Source organism: Bacillus sp. FSL R5-0712, assembly GCF_038593285.1.
GTDB classification, from domain to species: domain Bacteria; phylum Bacillota; class Bacilli; order Bacillales; family Bacillaceae; genus Bacillus; species Bacillus safensis.
The window spans coordinates 2,158,260-2,178,772 of the sequence record NZ_CP151981.1; the positions used below are offsets into that span (position 1 = coordinate 2,158,260).

General features: G+C 41.7%; 26 protein-coding genes. 7 read left to right on the forward strand and 19 right to left on the reverse strand.

What is annotated here, in order from left to right; all coding sequences use genetic code 11:
• Positions 1 to 6: 6 nt before the first annotated feature.
• The 8 genes from NSU11_RS10830 to NSU11_RS10865 form a co-directional block, all read right to left on the reverse strand.
• The gene (locus NSU11_RS10830) at positions 7 to 234 is read right to left on the reverse strand and encodes a YqzK family protein (protein WP_024428058.1); all 228 of its coding nucleotides are present in this window, start codon (positions 232 to 234) and stop codon (positions 7 to 9) included.
• A 117-nt stretch (positions 235 to 351) separates the two neighbouring features.
• Positions 352 to 804 carry a ferric iron uptake transcriptional regulator gene (gene fur / locus NSU11_RS10835; RefSeq protein WP_024422872.1) on the reverse strand — a complete coding sequence of 151 codons (453 nt, stop codon included), beginning with the start codon at positions 802 to 804 and terminating at the stop codon, positions 352 to 354.
• Between the two features lie 110 nt (positions 805 to 914).
• On the reverse strand, positions 915 to 1,559 hold the full coding sequence (spoIIM, locus tag NSU11_RS10840) for a stage II sporulation protein M (protein WP_024422873.1): 645 nt from the start codon (positions 1,557 to 1,559) through the stop codon (positions 915 to 917).
• Between the two features lie 116 nt (positions 1,560 to 1,675).
• Positions 1,676 to 2,806: a S8 family peptidase gene (locus tag NSU11_RS10845; RefSeq protein WP_024428057.1), complete on the reverse strand. Its 1,131-nt coding sequence runs from the start codon at positions 2,804 to 2,806 to the stop codon at positions 1,676 to 1,678.
• Between the two features lie 111 nt (positions 2,807 to 2,917).
• A complete protein-coding gene (locus NSU11_RS10850; RefSeq protein ID WP_024428056.1) occupies positions 2,918 to 3,139 on the reverse strand; it encodes a hypothetical protein in 222 nt (73 codons plus the stop codon).
• Positions 3,140 to 3,207: 68 nt separating this feature from the next.
• Entirely contained in the window at positions 3,208 to 3,660 is a 453-nt protein-coding gene (locus NSU11_RS10855) for a GNAT family N-acetyltransferase (RefSeq protein ID WP_024428055.1), read from the reverse strand.
• Positions 3,647 to 4,828, reverse strand: a complete 1,182-nt coding sequence (locus NSU11_RS10860; RefSeq protein ID WP_024428054.1) for a TIGR00375 family protein — start codon at positions 4,826 to 4,828, stop codon at positions 3,647 to 3,649. Before NSU11_RS10860 ends, NSU11_RS10855 begins: the two co-directional genes overlap by 14 nt.
• Positions 4,825 to 5,382: an NUDIX hydrolase gene (locus NSU11_RS10865; RefSeq protein WP_024422878.1), complete on the reverse strand. Its 558-nt coding sequence runs from the start codon at positions 5,380 to 5,382 to the stop codon at positions 4,825 to 4,827. The genes NSU11_RS10860 and NSU11_RS10865 overlap by 4 nt, the downstream gene beginning before the upstream one ends.
• A gap of 168 nt (positions 5,383 to 5,550) precedes the next feature.
• Between NSU11_RS10865 and NSU11_RS10870 the strand changes: the two genes are divergently transcribed.
• Positions 5,551 to 6,474 (forward strand): aldo/keto reductase, encoded by a 924-nt coding sequence (locus NSU11_RS10870; RefSeq protein WP_342493576.1) that lies wholly within the window; start codon positions 5,551 to 5,553, stop codon positions 6,472 to 6,474.
• Between the two features lie 135 nt (positions 6,475 to 6,609).
• Here NSU11_RS10870 and NSU11_RS10875 read toward each other — a convergent pair whose 3' ends face one another.
• Both NSU11_RS10875 and NSU11_RS10880 read right to left on the reverse strand, forming a co-directional pair.
• Positions 6,610 to 7,014: an antimicrobial peptide LCI gene (locus tag NSU11_RS10875; protein WP_224426704.1), complete on the reverse strand. Its 405-nt coding sequence runs from the start codon at positions 7,012 to 7,014 to the stop codon at positions 6,610 to 6,612.
• A gap of 194 nt (positions 7,015 to 7,208) precedes the next feature.
• Complete coding sequence (locus tag NSU11_RS10880) at positions 7,209 to 7,433, reverse strand: YqkE family protein (protein WP_024422881.1); 225 nt, start codon at positions 7,431 to 7,433, stop codon at positions 7,209 to 7,211.
• Positions 7,434 to 7,556: 123 nt separating this feature from the next.
• Here NSU11_RS10880 and NSU11_RS10885 point away from each other — a divergent pair, with 123 nt between their 5' ends.
• Positions 7,557 to 8,483, forward strand: coding sequence for an alpha/beta fold hydrolase (locus NSU11_RS10885; protein ID WP_342493577.1), 927 nt, complete (start codon positions 7,557 to 7,559; stop codon positions 8,481 to 8,483).
• Between the two features lie 26 nt (positions 8,484 to 8,509).
• Here the strand turns inward: NSU11_RS10885 and NSU11_RS10890 are convergent, their stop codons facing one another.
• The 6 genes from NSU11_RS10890 to NSU11_RS10915 all read right to left on the reverse strand — a co-directional run bounded on the left by NSU11_RS10890 (position 8,510) and on the right by NSU11_RS10915 (position 12,183).
• Complete coding sequence (locus NSU11_RS10890) at positions 8,510 to 9,772, reverse strand: tetratricopeptide repeat protein (protein ID WP_024428051.1); 1,263 nt, start codon at positions 9,770 to 9,772, stop codon at positions 8,510 to 8,512.
• 128 nt (positions 9,773 to 9,900) lie between these two features.
• The gene (locus tag NSU11_RS10895) at positions 9,901 to 10,047 is read right to left on the reverse strand and encodes a hypothetical protein (RefSeq protein WP_155762198.1); all 147 of its coding nucleotides are present in this window, start codon (positions 10,045 to 10,047) and stop codon (positions 9,901 to 9,903) included.
• Between the two features lie 27 nt (positions 10,048 to 10,074).
• Positions 10,075 to 10,314 (reverse strand): YqkC family protein, encoded by a 240-nt coding sequence (locus NSU11_RS10900; RefSeq protein ID WP_024422884.1) that lies wholly within the window; start codon positions 10,312 to 10,314, stop codon positions 10,075 to 10,077.
• A 12-nt stretch (positions 10,315 to 10,326) separates the two neighbouring features.
• A complete protein-coding gene (locus NSU11_RS10905; protein ID WP_024428050.1) occupies positions 10,327 to 10,653 on the reverse strand; it encodes an iron-sulfur cluster biosynthesis family protein in 327 nt (108 codons plus the stop codon).
• Positions 10,654 to 10,732: 79 nt separating this feature from the next.
• Positions 10,733 to 11,707, reverse strand: a complete 975-nt coding sequence (locus NSU11_RS10910) for a GNAT family N-acetyltransferase (protein WP_044332778.1) — start codon at positions 11,705 to 11,707, stop codon at positions 10,733 to 10,735.
• Positions 11,704 to 12,183: a GNAT family N-acetyltransferase gene (locus tag NSU11_RS10915; protein WP_044332776.1), complete on the reverse strand. Its 480-nt coding sequence runs from the start codon at positions 12,181 to 12,183 to the stop codon at positions 11,704 to 11,706. The genes NSU11_RS10910 and NSU11_RS10915 overlap by 4 nt, the downstream gene beginning before the upstream one ends.
• Positions 12,184 to 12,461: 278 nt before the next feature.
• Here NSU11_RS10915 and NSU11_RS10920 point away from each other — a divergent pair, with 278 nt between their 5' ends.
• From NSU11_RS10920 to NSU11_RS10935, 4 genes are all read left to right on the forward strand, one after another.
• Positions 12,462 to 12,911: a YfmQ family protein gene (locus NSU11_RS10920; protein WP_024422888.1), complete on the forward strand. Its 450-nt coding sequence runs from the start codon at positions 12,462 to 12,464 to the stop codon at positions 12,909 to 12,911.
• A 152-nt stretch (positions 12,912 to 13,063) separates the two neighbouring features.
• Positions 13,064 to 14,296 carry a DNA polymerase IV gene (locus NSU11_RS10925; protein ID WP_171464494.1) on the forward strand — a complete coding sequence of 411 codons (1,233 nt, stop codon included), beginning with the start codon at positions 13,064 to 13,066 and terminating at the stop codon, positions 14,294 to 14,296.
• Positions 14,297 to 14,311: 15 nt separating this feature from the next.
• Positions 14,312 to 14,656: a YolD-like family protein gene (locus tag NSU11_RS10930; RefSeq protein WP_041117889.1), complete on the forward strand. Its 345-nt coding sequence runs from the start codon at positions 14,312 to 14,314 to the stop codon at positions 14,654 to 14,656.
• A 199-nt stretch (positions 14,657 to 14,855) separates the two neighbouring features.
• The gene (locus NSU11_RS10935) at positions 14,856 to 16,091 is read left to right on the forward strand and encodes an MFS transporter (RefSeq protein ID WP_171464495.1); all 1,236 of its coding nucleotides are present in this window, start codon (positions 14,856 to 14,858) and stop codon (positions 16,089 to 16,091) included.
• A gap of 33 nt (positions 16,092 to 16,124) precedes the next feature.
• Here the strand turns inward: NSU11_RS10935 and coaA are convergent, their stop codons facing one another.
• Positions 16,125 to 17,084 (reverse strand): type I pantothenate kinase, encoded by a 960-nt coding sequence (coaA, locus tag NSU11_RS10940; protein ID WP_044332772.1) that lies wholly within the window; start codon positions 17,082 to 17,084, stop codon positions 16,125 to 16,127.
• Positions 17,085 to 17,272: 188 nt separating this feature from the next.
• On the opposite strand from coaA, the gene NSU11_RS10945 reads away from it, so the two are divergent.
• A complete protein-coding gene (locus NSU11_RS10945) occupies positions 17,273 to 18,601 on the forward strand; it encodes a CoA-disulfide reductase (RefSeq protein ID WP_283859490.1) in 1,329 nt (442 codons plus the stop codon).
• Positions 18,602 to 18,664: 63 nt separating this feature from the next.
• On the opposite strand, the gene NSU11_RS10950 is transcribed toward NSU11_RS10945, so the two are convergent.
• The gene (locus tag NSU11_RS10950) at positions 18,665 to 19,441 is read right to left on the reverse strand and encodes an SDR family oxidoreductase (protein WP_061109320.1); all 777 of its coding nucleotides are present in this window, start codon (positions 19,439 to 19,441) and stop codon (positions 18,665 to 18,667) included.
• A gap of 12 nt (positions 19,442 to 19,453) precedes the next feature.
• The gene (locus NSU11_RS10955) at positions 19,454 to 20,404 is read right to left on the reverse strand and encodes an MBL fold metallo-hydrolase (protein ID WP_044332765.1); all 951 of its coding nucleotides are present in this window, start codon (positions 20,402 to 20,404) and stop codon (positions 19,454 to 19,456) included.
• Positions 20,405 to 20,513: the final 109 nt, after the last annotated feature.

Consider the following 20,513-nt stretch of genomic DNA (forward strand, 5'->3'; position numbering starts at 1 on the left):
TGATTTCTACTCCCCGTTTTGATAAAAATAAATCAATCGATCTTGCCAATTGTCTTGATTCGGCTGATCCATTTCCATCACTTTAATTGCTGCACCCTCTGGTTTATCATAACGATGGTAGCTTTCATATTCTGAATTTATCCATATCATAGCATAATAGAACAGGACGGTAAAACCAGTGAACAAGATAAATACTTTGATCACTTCACCTGTTGTTTTGAGCCATTTTCGCATGATCTTCAAGTCCTTTCTCACCTTCTCATTACTTCAGCATATGCCAGGTGGGACAAGGAATATACAGCGAAAATGCAAAAAACCTCTTCATCTTAAATGAAAAGGTTCCAATTCGGATTATTTGCCGGATTCATCATCATGACACCGGTGGCAAATGCCGTGAAATGTCAATCTATGATCCTTAATTTTAAATTTCCAGTCACGTTCAATAATCTCTTCGACATCTTCTAATAAATCTTCTTCTATCTCATCGACTGTTCCGCATTCCATGCAGACAAGATGATGATGGAAGTGAGCGGCTCCTTCTTTGCGAAGATCATATCGCGAAACGCCGTCTCCAAAGTTAATTTTATCAACAACTTTCAGTTCAGTGAGCAATTCTAACGTCCGATAAACAGTAGCAAGACCAATTTCAGGAGACTTCTCTTTTACGAGGAGGTATACATCTTCTGCACTTAAATGGTCTTCTTCATTCTCAAGCAGTACTCTTACTGTGGCTTCACGCTGTGGCGTGAGCTTGTAGCTGGAAGAATGAAGCTGTTTCTTAATTCGATCAATCCTATTTTCCATTGACTTTCCCTCCTACGCCACATTACTTGATCATTATATCAAATGATGTGCTGAGAGCCAACTATAATCATTTTAAATTGATAAATAAATTGATTATTAATTAATAACAATTATAAAAGAACACCTGCCAGCTTTTTCATCAGCATGAATGATATGTACGATTCAAAAAAAGACGAAAGTGCAGCAAGCGCTAAAATCATCAGCAGAACTGATGCATACCGGCCAAACCACTGGACGGGTGCTTGACTGATGGTTTTTTTCATGAAGAGCTGTCCAATGAGACGGATGGAAAACGCAATCGCACAAGTGCCAATTACTAAATAGGCTGGAATGAGCAAAATGTTTTGCGGAAGCACCGATACGAACGAGAGAAAAAATCCACTCAGCCCCATTTGATTCACGAGAAAACCAACAGTAAACCCAACAACAATTCCTTTTAAAAAGATCATAAGAAAGATAAGCGGCAGACCAACGATGGAGATTCCCAGAATCCACATAAGGCCTAAATATTTCATATGATGCAGGAAGCTTTGTAAAAACATTTCTTTTGATTCTGCTGCTTTCTCATTTGTCAGCTGACCAAAAAATTGATTTAAATAATAGAATAAATCCTCTTTCTGGCTGAATGTCATGCTATTGACAATGATGGCCCCGAAGATCACACCCATTAAAAAGAGTACAGAGACAAATAAATAAATCGAGAGATGATCTTTTACGTGCTGAAGAAGATGCTCCTTCCAAGACTTTTTGCGCATGTGTCTTCCTCCCAAATAGTAAGGTTACTAGATTCTATGAGAGAGATTACGAAACATGACAGTTTTATCGAAAGAAAAAAGAGAAAGCAGCCTGCTCACTGCTTTCTCTTTTTCATTTATCGTGCGGCTTTTTGTACATTCACAAGCCCGGCACCATAATAAAAAGGTTCTCCAAGCTTTGTCGCCGTTTTTGACAATCTCTCGCGTACTTCATCGTTTGTCAGATTCGGATGTTTTGATAGAATGACAGCCGCAGCGCCCGCTACATGCGGTGATGCCATTGACGTTCCGCTCATGTAGCCGTATTCGTTATGAGGAATGGTGCTCAGCGTTGAAACGCCTGGTGCTGAGACTTCGATTTCCTCGCCAACAGATGAATCAAAGGCTCTTTGCTTTTTTTGGTCAACAGAGGCAACCGCCATCACTGAGCTGTATTTAGCCGGATAGTCAATCGTATTGAGAGAGCCATAGCTTCCTTCATTCCCTGCAGAAGCCACAATGAGAATACCTTTATCATACGCTCGATCTACCGCTTCTTTCAGCGCCTCAGATTCACTTGCTCCTCCCATACTAATATTGATGACATCCATGTCATTCTCAATGGCCCATTCAATCCCTTTTATGATCCAGCTATAGTAGCCGTCACCATTTTCATCTGCCACCTTGACAGCATAGATAGAAGCTTTTGGCGCAACACCAACGACACCTATCTTATTATCTAATGCGGCAATTGTGCCTGCCACATGCGTTCCATGTTCATGCGGATCAACAAGCGGATCAGACTCTGCCGGTACAAAGCTCACCCCGCCGGTGACATGTAAATCCTCATGTTTACCGTCGATGCCGCTGTCAAGAACGGCTACTTTGACATTCTGTCCAGCGTATCCTTGTTTATGTACCTTTTGTGCTTTGATGCTTTTGATGCCGTATGGAACAGTTTGACCGCTAGTTTTTGCTTTTTGGTCTTCCTCGATGAAGGTCACTTCTTTTGCTTCATTCAGTTTCTTTTTCGAAGTCTCATTCAATGACACTTTCATCATATCTATTTGCTCTATGGATTCTTTCACATGCCCGCCAGCTTCTTCTACAAGCTGTTTTTGGGTTTTGTCTTGAACGGAAGAAGAAAAGCCGATCATGTACTCTTTTTTTGCTTGCTCCTTTGCAGAAATATCTGACGCGCCAAACATGACCGATGCCACAAGCACACTTGCCATACAAAGCCCTGCTCCAAATGACTTGACGTTCACGATACTCACTCTCCCTTTCGTTTCTTTTTGTCATTTAACTACATTTTTAGACAAAAAGAATCGACCGTTTGTCCTATTTTTTAAAATTTTTCCATTTATTTGATCTAGTTGTCACAAAAAAGCAAAATAAAAATGCTTATGATCCTCTTGATAGTGATCATAAGCATTTCGTCCTTTATGTTTTTTCATCATATGCTGCAAGGCTTCTTGTTTTGTTTTTGTCTTCCTTTCGTGTGTGCTAAAATGCGGCATGTTTCCTCTCGACAGTTCTGGATTTCGGCTGTGCTGCCTTTGGATATGCTCTCGTTTTTTCTTTGCTTTGCTTTTTCCCATTTGGCAAAACCCCTTTCGTTGACGTTATGATACACGATGTTTCATAAAAAAGATAGACGTATACACGTCTATCTTTCTGTTTTCACCATATCAAGATGCGGAATCCCATCTTCATCATAAACATCTGAGACGGCCTTGAAACCAAATGATTCGTAAAATGACTTCAGGTAGGCTTGCGCCTGTATTTTGACAGTTGTTTCACCTAATTCACTAAGCTTTTCTAAAGCCTTGATGAGCAGCAGCTTTCCATAGCCTTTTTTCCGGCCCGCCTGCGTCACAAGAACGCGGCCGATGGACGCCTCTTTGTACATGATCCCGTTTTGGAAAATTCGGCAATACGCCACAATGACGCCGTTCTCTTTTGCGATGAGATGAAGCGCCTCTTGGTCCCTGTGATCAATTTCAGGGTAAGGGCATGTTTGTTCTACAACAAACACGTTGACTCTTTCCATGAGAATTAAGTAAAGATCCTCTTTTGACAATTGTTCAAATGTGTGACATGTCCATTTAATGTGACTCATGATTGATATCCACCTTACCGTACACTCCGCCTCCACCAGCGATGAGTCCGACTTCGCCCTTCCTTGCTTTGATGATGTAGCCCGCTGTCTTTTCTGGCAGAACGGCTTTTAGTTCTTGTTCTGTTGCTTGATGTAAAATATTCATCTCTGTGTGAAACACGGCTTTTAGCTTCTCCAGTGTTTTAGGTCCAACTCCCGGAATAAACTGAAGCGGAAGCTGGTGAACATAAGGAGGTCTCGTTCTTTTTTCACTTTCTTGGTCAGCAAGCTCTTCTAAACGTTCACTTACTCCTTTTGTCATCCGTGTATGTCCGCATACATGGCACTCTTTTTGATCTGGTGCGTGAGGTCTAACCCCGCATTTTTCGCAGGTCGTATGATAATACTTCCCAAGCCGCGGAGCAAGTCCATAATTTCCTGTAACAGCTCTGCCATCTTTTTCTTCAAGGGCTAGCTTGAATTCGGCAAAAGAGGCATGATCCATTTTGATTTTTGTATATTCCCGCGCGATTTTCCCTAAAGAATGAGCATCTGAATTCGTTAAAAAGGGATACCGGTTCAGCTCACTCAACTGGGACGCCATTGACGTATCACAGCTAAGACCAAGCTCAACAGCATCAATAAGGTCAGGATCAAATACTTCCGTTAAAGAAGTGTTGACCCCTTTGCCGTATAGACTTTTATGCGGCGTAAAAATATGAGCAGGAATAAACAAACCTCCCAGCTCCTTAACCTTGCGCTGAAGTGTTTTCCCATCAACATAGAGGCGCTGTGAACTCAAATGTACATTTTTCATATGAAGCGAAAGCCATGCGGAAAACTCAGACATTTTGTGTAGTGTGGGCATAAATGCCAGCACATGAATCGGTCCCTTTGAATGGTCATCATTGATTTCTAATTCACTGCCTAAAAGCAGCACTGTCTCTCCAAATGATAGACCGCCGTCATTTAGTTCAGTGTACCTGCCTTCCTCTACACCTTCTATTAATTCTTCTAGGACTTCTGGAGATTGTGCATCAATCACACCAATCATCCCCATCCCTTTACTTTCTGCTGCTTCAATAAGAATTTGATCAATTGTCAGTGACCTTGCACCTGTAATTTTGACAGCTCTGCCTGTTCTTGTTCTGCCAATATGGATATGGATGTCTGCAAAAAATTCTTTCATTTTGTTGACTCAAGTACCTCTTGCAGTTGTAAGTACTGAATGGCATAGGCTGTTTTTGCATCATAAATATGCTGCTCTTCAATGAGGTGCAAGGCTTCTTCTAATGAAACTTCCATTACTTCGACAAATTCATCTTCATCCAGCTCTCTTTTTTCTTCAAGCGGAACTAGCTGATCTGCTAGATAGATGTGAACAATTTCATCTGCAAAACCAGGTGATGTATAAAAGGCCGTCAGCTTTTGAAGCTGCTGAGTTGTATATCCTGTTTCTTCTTCTAATTCTCTTAATGCTGTATGTGCCGGCTCTTCCCCTTTTTCTAGTTTTCCGGCCGGAATTTCAACGATGGCTCTCTCTAGTGCTTTACGGTATTGTTTGACTAAGATGATTTTATTTTCGTCTGTACGTGCAATGACGGCTACTGCACCAGGATGTTTAATGATTTCGCGTTTGCCTTGTTTTCCGTTAGGCAATTCTACATCTTCAAGTACCAAATCAATGATTTTTCCGTTGTATAATTCTTTCGACGATAATGTTTTTTCTTCAAAGTCCTTCAATTTTGTCAGCTCCTCGTTCTACTTTCACTTTTTACTTCATTTATTTTAACATAGATGATTTAAGAGAAGCGAAAAGCGAAACGCTTGCTTCAATGCGCCATTTGAAATCACCTAGCTTGAATTCCTGATTTTTTTCACTTAATGTGAAAGGATAGGAGTGTGATGGAATTGAAAAAAAGACGTATTGGCACCTCAGATCTTTTAGTGAGCGAGGCGGCACTAGGATGCATGTCTCTTGGGACTGATAAAGAAAAAGCGCTCTCTTTATTAGATGAGGCCATTGATCTCGGAATTAACTATTTGGATACAGCCGATTTATATGATTTTGGGACAAATGAGGAAATTGTTGGGGAAGCCATCAAAAATAGACGGCAAGATTTGATTTTGGCGACAAAAGGCGGCAACCGCTTTGAAAAAGGCAAACCAGGCTGGGACTGGGACCCTTCAAAGGCGTACATAAAGGAAGCAGTAAAACAAAGCCTCAAGCGGCTTCAAACAGATTATATTGATTTATATCAATTGCATGGAGGCACGATTGATGACCCCATTGATGAAACGATTGAGGCTTTTGAAGAATTAGTAGAGGAAGGCGTTATTCGCTATTATGGCATTTCATCTATCCGCCCAAATGTCATTAAAGAATATGCCAAAAAGTCCAATATCGTAAGCGTGATGATGCAATATAGCTTACTCGACCGCCGCCCGGAAGAATGGTTCTCTCTTCTTGAAGAACAAAGCATTAGCGTCGTCGCAAGAGGTCCTTTAGCGAAAGGATTATTAACTGAAAAACCACTTTCTCAAGCAAGTGCAGCGATTCAAAAAAACGGCTATCTTCAATATTCATTTGAAGAGCTTCAGCAGATCATTCCTTCTTTAAAGAAAGTCGCTTATGACCTATCACTCACTGAACTGTCCATTCAGTATATACTGAAACATTCTGCGGTCAGTTCCGTTGTATTTGGCGCGAGCTCGGTGGATCAGTTAAAAGAAAACATAGCAGCAGCAAATGCACGTTCTTTAAGTGACCAAGAAGTCAAAGCAGTAACTTACTATACAAAACCGTTTGTGTATGAAGCGCACCGGTTCAAATAACAAAAAAGATCACATGATGTGATCTCTCAGATTGTAGAAGAACTCATGTTTTTCTACAATCTTTTTATTTTAGCGTATGTATGATGCTAGTGTTTCTCTATTAAAAATGAGGAGGGGCTAAAAGCCCCGTTGTCCTTATCTTGCACTTTCATAATATGCATAATTTCCAGATTTGCCTTTAAGATAAAATGTAGTACCAAAGCGACTGAAACTATTTGCAAAAGAACCATTATCTGAATACATACATAGTCGATTACTTGCGCCTTTAAAAGGGGTTACAGAACAATCTACAATTGAAGTAGCCTTTGTACTCAAATCAGCATTCGTTAAATCATTTGTAGCAAGAGCTTGTCCAGAAACAGGTAAAAGCAATCCTAAAGATAAAGCGACTCCAGCCATTGTTTTTCTCAATTTCATGTGAATCATCTCCATTCCCAAATTTTGTAATACACCTTCATTATAAGGAGAATGATCCTCTATCAAAAGGGTCTTAATGACCATATTTTCAATAAAAAGGAATTTAAATAATTCAATACTCACCTTTTTACTTCTATCTTAAACATAAGTTATGGGATTTCGTTCGTTTGACTGTAGATATCATACTGTCACAATTCTGAAATGAAGTGATGTGAAGAGGGAAGAAGCGCTTTTCTCTTTAAGCACTTCTATGTTTCTGCTGTAGATCTATCTTAAAATGATGGTATGAAAAAAAGAGAGCATCATCGCCCTCTTTTTTAGCTTTTATACTTTCTCCAGTCTAAATGGCTTTCATCTAGCAGCTCTGAAAAGCTTTTGTTTTTTTCTTTTTCTTTCTGCTGCCGAAGGAGGTCTTGTCGTTTTTGTTCTTCTCTTTTTTCTGTTTCGACGGCAAGGTTCTGCTTCATTTGAAGAAGCTGCTGTTTGACATCATCGTTTATGCCATCCTTTAATTTCGCTTGATCTTGTTTGGTCTTTTTCATTGTGCCTCTCTCCTTTTGACTTAGTGTATCATCCGTTTTATTTTCTGAGCAAGAGGCACGCCAATCTCCCAAGATGTGGTATGATCGTCATAGAAAAAACTCCGGAAAGGAAGAATCGGCTAGATGAAGAAATGGATCGCTATATTTGCCTTCATATTATGTCCACTCGCTGCAATCGGCATTTTTTTCACCAATAAAATGATGTATATTCGAAAATTAACGGTTGAAGAGCTCATCAAACGAGAATCAGATGGAGGCCATTATCATCATGAGGAATTTCAACAGCTTAAAAAAGAGAAAGTGTGTATTCCTTCAGCATTTGGTTATGATCTCCATGGCTATTTTGTGCCGTATCCACATACAACACGCACAATCGTCCTTTGCCACGGTGTTACAGTCAGTTTGATTAACTCCGTTAAGTATATGAAATTATTCCAAAAGCTCGGATGGAATGTGATGCTTTATGATCATAGAAGACATGGGATGAGCGGCGGAAAAACCACGAGTTATGGATATTATGAAAAAGAAGATCTAGCAAAGATCGTAAAGTGGCTCAGACAAAAACTCGGAGAAAGTGCCATCATTGGGATACACGGGGAATCAATGGGTGCAGTCACGACCTTGTTATATGCTGCAAAGCCGGAAGCAAACGCCAATTTTTACATAGCAGACTGCCCTTTTGCTTCTTTTGAGGAACAGCTTCTTTATCGATTAAAAACAGATTTTCGCCTTTCAGGAGAGTGGATTCTTCCACTAAGTGATCAAGTGTTAAAATGGCGGGACGGATACCGCATCCGGCAAGTTTCCCCTCTTGATGTGATTGATCAGGTGAAAGAACCTGTACTTTTTATTCATAGCCGCCATGACGACTATATCCCCTGTGAGCAAAGTCAGCAGTTATATGCACGAAAAAAGGGCGACAAACAGTTATTTATTGCGCCACACGGTGCGCATGCAATGTCTTTTAGCGAAAATAAGGAAGCTTATGAGCAAGAAATTCAAGCATTTCTTCAAAGATTTGAATTGAATGAAAATAAAAGAGGAGAATGAACAGCAGTTCGTCCCCTCTTTTTGAGCTAACTTATACGATAGTCACCACTGTTGTATGGTGTCTGCCCGCAAGCTCCATATGGCTCTCTTCCGATTGCTGCTGACTCATGACCGATAATCCTGCAGTTGCTGCCAATAAAAGAACTATCAAACTCGTTTTCATATAAATGACCCCCATTTTGGATTTTTGATATGGCTTGAATTTTCCTTTCGTAAAACCGGGTAGATACTTCAAACAGTCCAAGCTCATTGTAATAATGAGCCGCATCAAGTGCCAATTCCTCAATATCTGGGTATAAGCGCTTGTCCTCGAGCAGGTCTAATGTATCGTCTATGATTGTTATGTCTGCATCAACGTATAATGCTTTTAAGAACTGAAATTTGCAGATGTAAATTTCATCTTCTAATTCACAGGCCTTCATAATACCTTGTTGATAGAGGGTTAACGACTCTTCTATTTGTTTTTGTTTAAACAGGATTTGTGTCAGCATAAATAGTGGGTCTAGAGAGCGATTAAGATGGGTTAAATTCTCCTTTTCAAACACTTCAATAGAGTCTTTCAGATAACGGCTTGCTTCCGCAAGATCGTTCATTTGATAATAACAGTTACCTAAGTTGAAAAGGGCCGAACCTATGACTCGAGGGTTTCCAATTGAGCGTGCTCGCTTTAGAGCATTTTTAAAGTAGGGCAATGCATGTTCATAGCATTTCAAATCATCATAGTTTGCACCAATGACAAATTCACAGTGGATGATTCTCAGCGTGTACGTTCTGTAGGCAGAATACGTATCTAACGCTTGCAAGGCATAGTGCATCGAAAAGTGGGTTTGTTTCATGTGGTAGTAAATTTCTGCTAATTTAAAGTAAAATTCTGCTCTTTCTATATCATCTGATATGAGATTGAGCTTTTTTTCTGCTGAGCGGTAATAAGCAATGGCACTTAAATAGTTTCTCTGTTCAAATTCAAACATTCCTGTGAAAAAATGAACATAGTATTCAAGCATATCCGTTAATTTCGTTTGTGAATGTTCAATCGTTTCTAGCAAATTCTTAATCTCTTCATCATTCGAGGCTTTCTTTGCCGGTTCAAAATATTCAAGCATCACCTTGTGGCGAAAATCCATCAGCTGGTAAAACAATAACAAGTTTTGATCCTGCTCCATCTCCAGGATTTCCTGCTCGATCTCCGCCTTCAGCTTCTCTGCTTTCATCACATGAAATCCGCAAATCTGCCTATACCATTCGTTTATTTTGATTCCAACCTGAGGCGATGACAGCTTGAGCTTCAATTCACTTTAGCACCTCCCTTCTCATATACGATACATGTTGTATTCTATCACATTTCCTCGAATGGAAGAAATATGAAATGTCATTTTTCGCAAAGTTTTCGGTATCCCGCAATTAACGCTACAAATGCCTATTTTTCGGCATTTACAGCCATTATTTTTTTATTTCCAGCTTGCTCATTTTGTCGAATTGTTTGTTGAAAAACGGCTTTTTCCGTTCCCAAAAGATCATTTTCCGGATTAGACAGCCATGCGGTTTGATGAGATGATGAACGCACGAAAAAAACCCTTCCGAAAAAGGGCTTTTATAATACATCTGTTACTTGGTCCATATTCTCTTTGATCCAATTGACAGCTAATTCGAGCGTTGGAAATTCTTCTGTTTCAAATGTGACTTCATCCTGAAGAAGCCAAACGTCCTTTTTCACCGAATCCATTCCACCTATTGACCAGTGCAAAAGGCTATAGGGATGATTGTTATTTAAAAACGACACCCATGTTTTATTTTGTGCCGTATTTTGTATCACTTTTAGCTTTTGATCCACTACATTTCCACCTTACTTTACAAGTATACCCATTCTCGGGCTGAGTATTTGTTGAGGACTTTTCAACATGAGTGTGTTGGCTTTTTCGTTAAAATCAATCGTCATTTCCTCGTCAAAAAAGACCTTTTGTGCTGTGTGTATGTACAGCTTAAAGAGCTGATTATGCTTGAGTTCTTCCCATTCGCCTGTTCTTTCACCTGTAAGCCAAATCATTGGGACACCGCTTACCGCACAGCCGCACCCATCTGAATCATATCGAAGGAGCAGTTCTTTTGTTTCATGCCCTGCTTGTTGTTTTGTAAGGAACGCTGCTGCTGGTTCTGTTATATGAATATACATGCCGAACATCCTTTTTTCGTTGATTGTTACATTGTAACATATCAGTCATCAATTAAACATGTTCACGCCCTGTTAGCTCTTATGTCTGATCATTTGTCTTTAACTGGTCTGACCAATTGTACGCTTCTTGTTCAATTTCTTTAATGAGCTCATCTTTTCCTTTGATATAACTTGCCATATCTTCAGGATAGGCTTTTGCCAATTGACGCTTTTTATCTGCATAGGCTTTGGCACGATCAGGTGCAGCTTTTAAATAATCTCGGAACACCAAATGCCTTTTTACATCATCATGGCCGGCTTCATAGGCGTGAACGTGATGTGTTCGGTTCAAGCCGCCTTTTCTAAAAAAACGTCTTCCCTTGAGTCCATTTTCTCCGAGCGGTTCATATCCAAGCTGGCGAAACAGGGGGTTACACTCATCTAACGTGCTGATATGCTTCACCTCTAGCAAGATATCAATAATTGGCTTAGCCGCCATTCCTATGACTGACGTACTGCCAATATGGTGGCCATATACCCAGTTGTCGCCAACTATCTTTTTCAGCTTGTCATGCTCATCTTGAAATTGTTTTGGCCAGCTCGATTGGTATTCAATCACTTCCACCTTTCGAAGCATCAAACGTTCCATCTTTGTTAACATCAGCTTGTTTTCCACCTGCAAACGGGCCTTTTGTTTAAACCCTAGTTTTTCATAAAGCTTAATTGCTGGTGTATTTGCCTCTGCTGTTGTGAGCTCGATTGTTTTTTGATACTGGATAATGGATTGCAGGAGCGCTGTCCCGATTCCTTGATTGACATGATGTGGGTGCACAGCTAACCGGCTGAGGATGATCCGATCATCATGCAGTTCATATGAAGCGATTCCTAACAAATGCCCCTCTTTTTCAAAGCCTATGAAAATCTCATCTGTTTCTATTATGTCTTGAACCGTTTCTTTTAAGGGCGGTAAATCTTGATAGCCAATTTGTTCTGCCTCCCGCTGATATGCAGCCAATTGGATATGTAACAGCTCTTTCGCTTGTTCTTCATTTTTTTGATCCAGTCTGATGATCATGCTTTCGCCTCCAGCTTTTTCACAAATAGCACCCGGTCTTCATGAATGCCGTCGTAATCTGAAAAAACTGAAATACCATCCACTGTTTTATCTCCCTTTTCTATCTGAAAACCGAGCTTTGTATGGTAAGCAATCGAGACTTTATTGACAGGAGCTGTAATAGCCTTAATCGTTGTTCTTCCTTCCTTTTCAACCGCTTCATAAAACGCTTGATAGAGAATTTTGCCAATCTTCAATTTCCGGTGGTCTGGATGTACCCCAACAAAGTGAATATACGCTTCATCTGAATGCGATTGCGATAAAAAACCGACTAGAAAGCCGATCAGTTCACCTTTTTCAACAACGACAAAACTTGTTTGCTGAAAATGTTCGAAAAATAGCTTTGGCAATTTCGCGCGTAAATCTCTGCCTCCCCACCAGCTTTGAATGACGGATGTGACCGCATAAAAATCTGACGGCTTCACTTGACGTATCATGATGGCCTCGCCCCTTTTCATTTTTAGCTGTACCGCTCTTTTTTCACAAAAATCAACTGTTTCAATAGTCTACCTGTCTGATCAATTGTTTGTAAAGGTGATGTATCAGCCTTTTTTCCTTTCAGCTTTGTTGGTTCTTCGTTCTTTTGCTGTCATCTCCTTTTAAATCTTCACACTTATTTCAAAAAGTTCACTTTTTATGCGAAAGATCCATTCTTTTGTTATGTTAAAATTGTTCATATAAGAAATGTAACAAATGTTTATTGGAGATGATGATATTGGTTTGGATTGTTACTTCACTTGTTGTGTTTAGTCTTTTAAAGCTGCTTGTCACTTCGCTGCCTTCGGGTGTTGTTGAACGCCTTTTTAGTCGTTATGCGGTGCATGCAAAAGTAACAAGTGATCAAACAACGATGACGTTTCAAGGACGTCCACTCGATGATCAGCAAACATCCGAAATTATTCAACATTTTAATGATGCGATCTTTATTGAACGCTATTATATTTATCCTGGTGACGAAGAGCGTTTTCTTCATCCGCAGGAAGGGCCGGCGCCGCTTACCATGCAAACAAAGCTTGGCAAGCATGATGTAACCCTTTATCTGTATCATTACGATGACCACGTGGATGTGGTGCGGCAGTTTACCCATAAGCCTAAGAAAAAACTAACGGCCTATCGTTTGCGTTCTGAGCCGCTCCAAACATCCAACAACTTGGCACATGCTTAAAATGACTCATTTTACCCAGATGAGACGAAGTGGAGACACTTCGTCTTTTTTGTATGGATTTACACTCTTCTCTTTGAATGATTTACCAGTATCAATTTCACCTTCTGGCGGTTAAAATGTATACAGAACATACGTTCTAAGAGGTGAAAATCATGAATGAACGAGCCATTCTGCTTGTGGATATGCAGTCGTTTTATGCGTCAGTCGAAAAAGTGGAGGCTCCCCATTTGAAGGATGTGCCGCTCATCGTCTCAGGAGATCCCGAGCGGCGGAGCGGGGTCGTACTTGCGGCCTGCCCGCTCGCTAAAAAACGGGGCGTACAAAATGCATCAAGATTATGGGAAGCAAAGGAGAAATGCCCTGAAGCCGTCGTCGTACGTCCACGTATGCAGCGCTACCTTGATGTCTCTGTCATGATGACAGAACTGCTTGAACAATACACAGATCTTGTCGAACCCTATTCAATTGATGAACAGTTTCTCGATATTACGGGAAGTGTGACACTACTCGGTTCGCCGCGCGAGATCGCTCAAAATATACAAACGACCATTATGAACCAGACAGGCATTTACGCACGTGTTGGCATTGGCCCTAATAAAGTGCTCGCTAAAATGGCCTGTGACCATTTTGCTAAAAAAAACAAATCTGGCATCTATGAACTTCGTGCAGACCGGGTTGCGGCTGATTTATGGCCGCTTCCGATTGGAAAATTATTTGGCGTCGGCAAACGGATGGAGCACCATTTAAAACGAATGGGCATCAGTACCATCGGGACGCTTGCTGCTTATCCGTTAGACCGGCTAAAAAAACGCTGGGGAATCAACGGGGAGCTTCTGCAGCGAACTGCTTTAGGACACGACCCTTCCCCGGTCACTCTTCACACACATGATCAGCAAAAAGCGGTTGGGCATCATATGACCCTTCCCCATGATTATGCGTCCTTTGAGGACATCAAAGTCGCCCTTCTTGAATTGAGTGAAGAAGTGGCAAGACGTGCGCGCTTTAAGCATTATGTTGGGCAAACGGTGTCTGTTGGCGTAAGAGGCGCTGATTTTTCTCATCCGACTGGATTTCATAGACAAATCAAGCTCCATTCACCCACACAATACGGAACAGATATTGCAGAAGCAGCTATTCAGCTATGTCAGCAGCACTGGGACGGCCAGCCCATTCGCAGTGTAGGTATTACTCTCTCGCAGCTGCAGCCTGACAGCCAATATCAGCTGAGTTTATTTGATCACCATTTCAAAAAAGACAGACTCAGCAAAGTATTTGATGCGATCCATATGAAGTATGGACCTGCTGCACTCTTGCACGCTTCGTCACTAACAAGCGCAGGGCAGGCGTATCACCGCGCCGAAAAAATTGGTGGACATTACAAATAACGGAGGCGAACAGCCATGAATCCCAATAAATTAACACCTGGATACAACATCATGTGGGAATCAAGCCGAATGATGCTCCCAGAGCACCGTGAACAGCTGCTTGCTCAAAAACGGAAAAAAAAAGAATACACACCTCCTTCGCTGAGTACTGATCAGCTAGAGGAAATGAATTTTTTGATCACACAGTCGATTACAGAGGACCAAGCGATTTGCGTGACATATGCTGCAGCAGGTATGAAACAGCAGTTTTGGGGCTGGGTGAAAACCATTCATTATGAAACGCAGCGCATAAAAATCGTCAATGATGAAGATGTTCTCCACCTGTCCTTGCAGCAAATTGTCGCGATTGATCTTGATTAAATTGTCTTTAAATGACCATACGAATCAGAAGATCTAAAAGACTAGAAGCATCGGCAGAAAAAAACATGCTCTCCAAATTTGCGAGCTATTCGGGCCTCCTCTGCCATATGACGGATGTCTCCTCCATCAAATTGTGTATTTAATTTGCACAATTTTTCATGTATGATTGGAACATCTTAACACTCAGGGGAGAAACATCATGAAAAATAACTTACGTACTTTACATCCACTTAGTTGGACGATCATCATCGGCACCATATTCGGCCGAATGGCGACGTCCATGAGCATTCCTTTTTTGGCCGTTTATTTGACACAAGTCAAAGGGGCTTCAGCTTCTTCAGCTGGGTTAATCATTGCCGTCAGCTCCCTTATTGGGATCGTGGCGAGTTTTTACGGCGGCTATGTTTCTGACCGAATCGGCAGGAAAAAGGTCATGCTTCTATCCATCTTCGGCTGGACACTTGTCTTTGTTGGCTTTGCGTTTGCAGATGCCATTTGGGTCTTCTTTCTCATGAACGCTTTAAATGGACTGTGCCGGGCACTGTTTGAACCGACGTCTAAGGCACTCTTATCTGATGTCACCCCATCAAGTATTCGGTTGTTTGTTTTTAATTTACGGTATACGGCCATTAATATCGGGGTGATCTTCGGCCCGCTGCTTGGCTTATATCTCGGGTCATCGAAAACAACGTTTCCATTTCTTGTCGCTGCCTTCATTTATTTGTTATATGGATTAACACTGGCCTGGCAATTTCAGAAGCATCCAGTTGCTGCTCCAGAAAGTACGAAACAAATCAGCGTCAAAAAAGCCCTTTCCATTATCCAAAAAGATACGGTCTTTAGCATCATCCTCATCGGCGTTACCTTATGTTCGTTCGGGTATTCGCATTTAAGCTCAACGCTGCCTCAATACTTATCAGCGTCACCTATGATTGAGGATGGTCCTAAACTGTTTGGATATCTTTTATCTTTAAATGCAGTGGTTGTCATTGTCGTACAATATCCGCTCATTATGATTGCGAAGCGCTACTCCACCATTTTGTCGCTGACCACCGGGAATATTCTTCTTGCCGGCAGTTTGTTTGCCATTGCTTTTTCACAAAGTCTCGGCATGCTTGCTTTCATCATTGTCGTGTTTACGATTGGAGAGGTTCTGCTGTTTGCGATGATGGATCTTTTTGTAGACAATATTGCAAAGCCTGAAGTGAAGGGATCGTACTTTGGGGCGATGGGATTTTCTCAGCTCGGCAGTGTCATCGGACCATTTGTCGGCGGACTGTGCATTGACTATTTTGGCGCAGCCCATCCCCTCTCCATTTTTACGGTCTTGTCAATGATCACCATCGCAGGCGTTCCATTCTTACTCATTGGATATTACCGTCTAAAAAAGCGATCGGCAGCAGCCCTAGCTGTTAAAGTAAGTGGAGATCATTAAAAAAACCGCTCTCTCGTTTGAGCGGTTTTTTCTTTATACCCGGCGGATGGCGATCTCTTCCACCTTATGCTGATCCCCTTTTTTCAAAATGAGATCAGCCCGATATTTTGTCGGTAAAATATTTTGATATAAATTAGGGCGGTTCACGGTATTCCAAATGGTGCTTGCCATTTGATCTGCCTCTTCATCCGTCAAATCTTTATATTGATGAAAGAAGGATTCAGGGTCTTGGAAGGCTGTTTCTCTTAACAAACGAAACCGTTCTTTATACCATGATTGAATTTGCGTTTCAGCGGCGTCTACATAAATCGAAAAATCAAAGAAATCGGATACAAACACACGCGGTTCATCCTTCAGATCATCCAGCGCTGGTGATTGGAGCACATTGATTCCTTCAATAATGACAATATCCGCATCCTCTACTGTTTCATACACCCCTTCAAGCCGGTCATAGGTCAAATGCGAATATACCGGGGCATGCACAGTTTGTTTACCTGATTTTAATTCATTCAAAAAAGACAGCAGGGCTTTGACATCATAGCTTTCCGGGAAGCCTTTCTTTTCCATCAGCCCTCGATCCTTTAATTCTTTTTGAGGATATAAAAAGCCATCTGTTGTCACAAGACTCACCTTCAGCCCATCTCCAAGCCTAGATAAAAGCGTTTCAATGATACGAGCCGTTGTGCTTTTCCCGACAGCTACACTTCCAGCAATCCCAATTAAAAAGGGAATTTTGGCATGATGCGGGTAGTTTAAAAAGGCATTCACATGCTGGTTTTTTTGTTTTTCTGCAAAGACATGTAATGTCAGAAAACGAATAAGCGGTATGTAAATATCTCGAACTTCTTCAAGCGATAAATAGTCATTTAACCCTTGCAGCGCTCTTGCTTCCTCTTCTGAAACAGATACCGGCATATATTCTCCAAGAGCTGACCAGGCCTCTCTCGTATGGCGCGTATATAGCGTATTAAAATCTAGTCGCGTGTCACTCAAAGTCTTTCCCACCAATCTTCACTAAACTCGTAACCCAAAAAGACGATAATCCGATTGTAGCTTAAAATGAAGGCGCTGTCTTTATTTTTCAACGAAAGTTTGTTTGTTTTGCGAAAAAAAGCATTAAAAAAAGGAATATGAGGGTAAATAAGAGTATTCAGTACGATAGATAGAAGGGAGCACACTAAATGAAATATGTGATGATTGGCGGAGATGCGGCTGGAATGAGCTGCGCTATGCAAATATATAGAGAGGATCCAAATGCATACATTGTTGCTTTTGAAAAAGGAGAGATTTTCTCATATGGACAGTGCGGACTCCCCTACTTGATCGGCGGACTCATTGATGATCACAGAAAGCTGATCGCACGCAGTGCTGAAACCTTTCGTGAGAAATATGGAATTGACGCCAGATGCTTACACGAAGTGACCTCCATTGACCCAGAGCAAAAAACAGTGGCGGGTCATCATACGAAAACAAAAGAACCCTTTACAGAAAGCTACGACCGCCTCTTAATTGCGACAGGAGCAAGCCCTGTCACACTGGATTTAGACAGCCAGCCATTAGAAGGCGTACACGTATTAAAAACCATCCCGCATGCGCTGTCCATTTTAGAACATTTAGAAAAGGATATCACACATGTCACGATCATTGGCGGTGGATATATCGGCCTTGAAATGGCTGAAAATTTAAAAGCGCTCGGAAAAAACGTACATATCATTCAGCGGGGAGCAGCACTCGGCCCGGGCTTTGACTCCGATATGGCAAAATATCTTAAAGAAGAGGCTGACGCCAAGGGCATTCACGTATCGCTTGGAGAAACGGTACAGCAATTAGAAGGCAAGTCACATGTCACAGCTGTTATCACAGACAAACAAACCATACAAACAGATATGGTCATCATGGCCATCGGTGTCACTCCGCAAACCTCCTTTTTACATCATACCGGAATCAAGCGTCTTCAAAATGGCGCTATTGCAGTAAATCAATACATGCAAACCAATATAAAAGACATTTATGCTGCCGGTGATTGCGCGGCAACCTATCACCGCATCAAAAAATCACTGGATTATATTCCGCTCGGCACAACTGCGAATAAACAAGGGAGAATCGCAGGATTTCATATGACAGGGACAAACCGGGCGTTTCAAGGCGTGACTGGAACAGCCGTCATGAAATTTATGGACGTGACAGCGGGACGAACAGGCTTATCAGAAAAAGAAGCAAAAGAGGCGGACATTCCTTTCTCCGTCATCACCATTGATAGTACAGATCACGCGAAGTATTACCCAGAAGCGCAGAAAATGAAAGTGAAACTGATTTACAGAAGCGATGACCATACCTTGCTTGGTGCCCAAATCATCGGCAGAAACGGTGTAGATAAACGGATCGATATCGTGGCGGCTGCCCTTTACCAAGAGCTGACCATAACAGATCTTGAAGATTTAGATATTAGCTATGCACCGCCGTTTAACAGTGTATGGGACCCGCTTCAGCAAGCGGCAAGACGGATATAGAAAGTGTCACAATGAAGCCATACCTCAAAAAAAGAAACCAGTTCAAAACCGGTTTCTTTTTTGTTATTTTTTCATCATTGCTTTTCGTGCTGCTTTTTCAAATAAAAATGGGAATAACTGATACAATTTGCTGCCAGCGTTCATCCAGCCGGGCAGATTAATCTCTCTCTTTTTCGTCATCATGGCAGATACGACCTTCCCTGCCACCTTGTCCGCACTCAGCATCATAAAATCAACGTTCTTCACATATTCACCGCTGCGGTCAGCAATGGTAAAGAAGTCTGTGGCAATCGGTCCTGGATTGACCGTCGTCACGTGAATGCCTGAGTCTGCCAGCTCCATTCTGAGGCTGTTTGAAAATCCAAGAACGGCATGCTTTGATGCGGAATAAATAGCTGATTTGGGAGTCGCAATCTTTCCTGCCTGGGATGCGATATTGATAATATGTCCCTGCCCTCTTTGCTTCATCTCAGGGATGACTTTTTTCGTGCAGGCAATTAAGCCAAACACATTCACCTCAAACATCGACACCATTTCCTCTATGGAGGCATCTTCGACGAGATCGAATACGCCAAAGCCGGCATTGTTGACCAAAATATCGACCGGCCCCACTTCTTCATACGCGCGATCAATGTCCTCAAGCTGGCTGACATCAAGCTGAGCGATGTGACACACCCCGCCAGCACTCATAATTTTTTCTTTCACACTAGTAAGCTTTTCCACTCGTCTTGCTGAAATAATGACTTCTGCGCCTTCTTCTGCTGCCAAGTACGCCATTTTTTCACCAATGCCCCCAGATGCGCCAGTAATCCAAATCCTTTTTCCTGTCAATCGCCCCATGTGTCTCACTCCTTAGTTTGCTCTGTAATAGACGATTCCGTCTTTTTGCATTTCTTCAATTCGCCCAGCCTCTAAGAGCACATCCAGCTGCCCGACTGTCTCAGACATCGTTAAAAACAAGGCCTCTTCATACATCACAGGAAATAGCTTGCGGCAAAGATGAAAGGCCGTCATTTCTTTTTGTTTAAGCAGCTGATACATCGTATTTGCTCGTTTCTCTTGTTTTTTAAATCTTTCTTCAATCAATTCATGATGGGACGTGATGAGCTGACCGTGTCCTGGATAAATCGTCTTGATTGGCAGACGCAATAACCGATTGAGTGATGCTTTATATTGAAGCAGTGATTTTTGACGTTCCTCGCCCTCATATGGTGCTTCCATTAACGGATTTGAAGAAATGGTCGTCAAAAGCAGGTCGCCGCCAATAAAATTCCCCGTTGTTTCATCTAAAAAGGAAAGATGAGACTGTGCGTGTCCGGGTGTTTCCATCACAAAGAAGTGTTCATGCCCGCTTAAACGATCACCTTCTTTTATGATCTCATCTACATGTGAAGTACAAGAATATGTATAAGATTGCTTCACCATTTTTTCACACTCATTTTGCCGAAGCGGGACACCTAACTGCTGAAAAAAAGGAATCATAAAGTCCACTTGGCGCTGCTTAAACACTGGATCCTGACTAATATACGGCTCATTTAGCTGGTGTCCGATCACACGGACATGAGGTTTCATCAGATTTAACAGACCGACATGATCTGCATGATGATGGGTCAGCACCACCTGATCAATATCGTCTATCGATAAACGATGTTCCTTTAATTGCGTGACAAAAGCATGCTCTGCCTCTTCTGTCATCGGCCCGCAATCTACTAAGGTTACGGCCTCTCCTTTTAATACATATGCATACACATCCCCAACAGCAAACGGCGTCGGGATGGATAATTGAATGATCTCTTCTTTCACTTTTATACGTCATCTCCTGCTTTTTGACTCATGATTGTGGGGACTTAAGCCTTCTTACTTCATTGTATCTTGCAAAAGGCAGACTGTCATGCGGTTTAGACGGGCAATT